The organism is Alistipes sp. CAG:29 (assembly GCF_000435435.1).
Classification (GTDB): Bacteria; Bacteroidota; Bacteroidia; order Bacteroidales; family Rikenellaceae; genus Alistipes; species Alistipes onderdonkii.
In genome coordinates, this window is sequence record NZ_FR893459.1 from 146,045 (window position 1) to 147,941 (window position 1,897).

Genomic DNA, 1,897 nt, shown 5'->3' on the forward strand with positions numbered 1-1,897 from the left:
CTGCTGATCGGCGACAAGGTCTTCGACCACGAAGGACGTTTCGCATACTCGTACGACCTGGCCGCCGAGTGGAAAAAGGCCACGCGGCTGCCTTTTGCGTTCGCCGTCTGGGTCGCCCGCAGAGGTACCGACCCCGACTTCACGGAGGGGTTGCAGCATGCGCTGACTTTCGGTATCGAACACACCTACGAGGCCATTCTCGAACATGGTTTCGACAACAAACCGTACGATGCGTATGCCTACCTTACGCAGAATATCGACTATATTTTCGACAATCAGAAGCATAAAGCGCTGCAAAAGTTCTGGGACTCGGGTATCAAGGTAACCCCGAGGGCCAATCCCGGCTGAAGAGCTTAGCGGATAGGGAATCCGCCTCTCTGCCGGACGGGATTTACGAACTATAAGAAGGAGAGCGTTTTATGATTACAATTTACCTCAAGCAGTACAACAAGATTATCCGGAATGCCGGCACGAAGCTCTTCGACGAGCTGGGTTACGACGACATTCTGTGGATCGATATGCTCCTGCCGACCATCAAGGAACAGAAGGCCGTCGAGAATTTCATGGAGATCAGCCTCCAGACCAAACAGCAGGTCGAGGAGATCGAGTCCACGTCGAAATACTCGGAGAACGAGAATGCCATCATCTCCAACTCCAATTTCTTCGTGCCGACGGGCGATACGTTCATCGTCGAACCCGTGTCGTTCATCATCTCCAACGAGGGCGTGCTGGTTTCGGTGCGCAGCGCCGAGTTCCGCACCTTCCGCGAAACGGAAAAACGCCTTCAGATGAACTACCGCAGCTATTCGACGGGCTACCACCTTTTTATTTCGCTGCTCGAGGTGCGCATCGATTTCGATGCCGACCTCGTGGAGCTGATCGCCAAACAGGTCGCGGCGCTCTCGAAGGACATCAACTCCGAGGACTCGATCGACAAGGCCGTCCTGCACCGCATCAGCGCCCTGCAGGAGAGCACGATGTCGCTGCGCGAGAATATCTTCGACCGCCAGCGCGTGTTGTCGGGTATCCTGCGTTCCGAGCGCTTCCCGAACGATATCTACCCCCGCCTGCAGCTGATGATCAAGGACGTCAACTCGCTGATCAACCATGCCGATTTCAGCTTCCAGCGACTGGACTATATTCAGGATGCCGCACTGGGTCTTATCAACATCGAGCAGAACGAGATCGTCAAGATTTTCTCCGTGGCCGCGGTGATCTTCATGCCCGCGACGCTCATCGCGTCGATCTATGGCATGAACTTCAAATTCATGCCCGAGCTGGACTGGACGCTGACGCTCGGCAACGGCTGGAACATTCCTCTGGGCTATATCTTTGCCATCGGCCTGATGATCTTCTGCTCGGCGCTGACCATCTGGTATTTCAAATACAAAAAGTGGCTGTAATACAACTGGCCGAATCGATGTTCTGCAGCTGACAGCCCTCCCCCGCCATGCGGAGCGTCCTCCATGCGCGGCCCGTGTCCTGCGGCTGTTTGCGACACGGCACGCCGTTCCGTATGCGGAATCTCCGCACCCCGCGGATTTGCGGATTTATCCCGCCCTTGTCGGGGGCGGGATTTTTGGTGTCCGGCCGGAGCGCTGTCTCCGTAATCGGTGCGGCCGCTTTCCCGGCGGCTTCATGCGGTAGCGCTTCCGGCGTTCCGTGCCTGGTATTCCATCCCGGCATCCGGCCTTTCCCCTCGGCTCCGGCTCCGTTTTCCATTTCCGGGGTTCCCGCACTTCGCGTCCTTTCGCCCTTTCCGCTTTCCGCTTCGTGCGTCCGCTTTCCTGTTCTCCCCGGTTCTCCCCGTTCCATGCTTTCCCGTTGGGGTTTTTCTCTTCTTTCTTAAGAAAGAAAGAGAATGTAGCTGATGTGCACCCCAAAGTTTGGACTGATT

Annotated in this window: 2 protein-coding genes; both read left to right on the forward strand. The window is 56.4% G+C overall.

The window, feature by feature from the left end:
• On the forward strand, window positions 1–348 hold a 348-nt coding region (locus QVP03_RS06870), incomplete at its 5' end, for an MqnA/MqnD/SBP family protein (RefSeq protein WP_303645451.1).
• A 71-nt stretch (window positions 349–419) separates the two neighbouring features.
• Entirely contained in the window at window positions 420–1,403 is a 984-nt protein-coding gene (locus QVP03_RS06875) for a magnesium transporter CorA family protein (RefSeq protein ID WP_022332784.1), read from the forward strand.
• The last annotated feature ends 494 nt before the right edge of the window (window positions 1,404–1,897 follow it).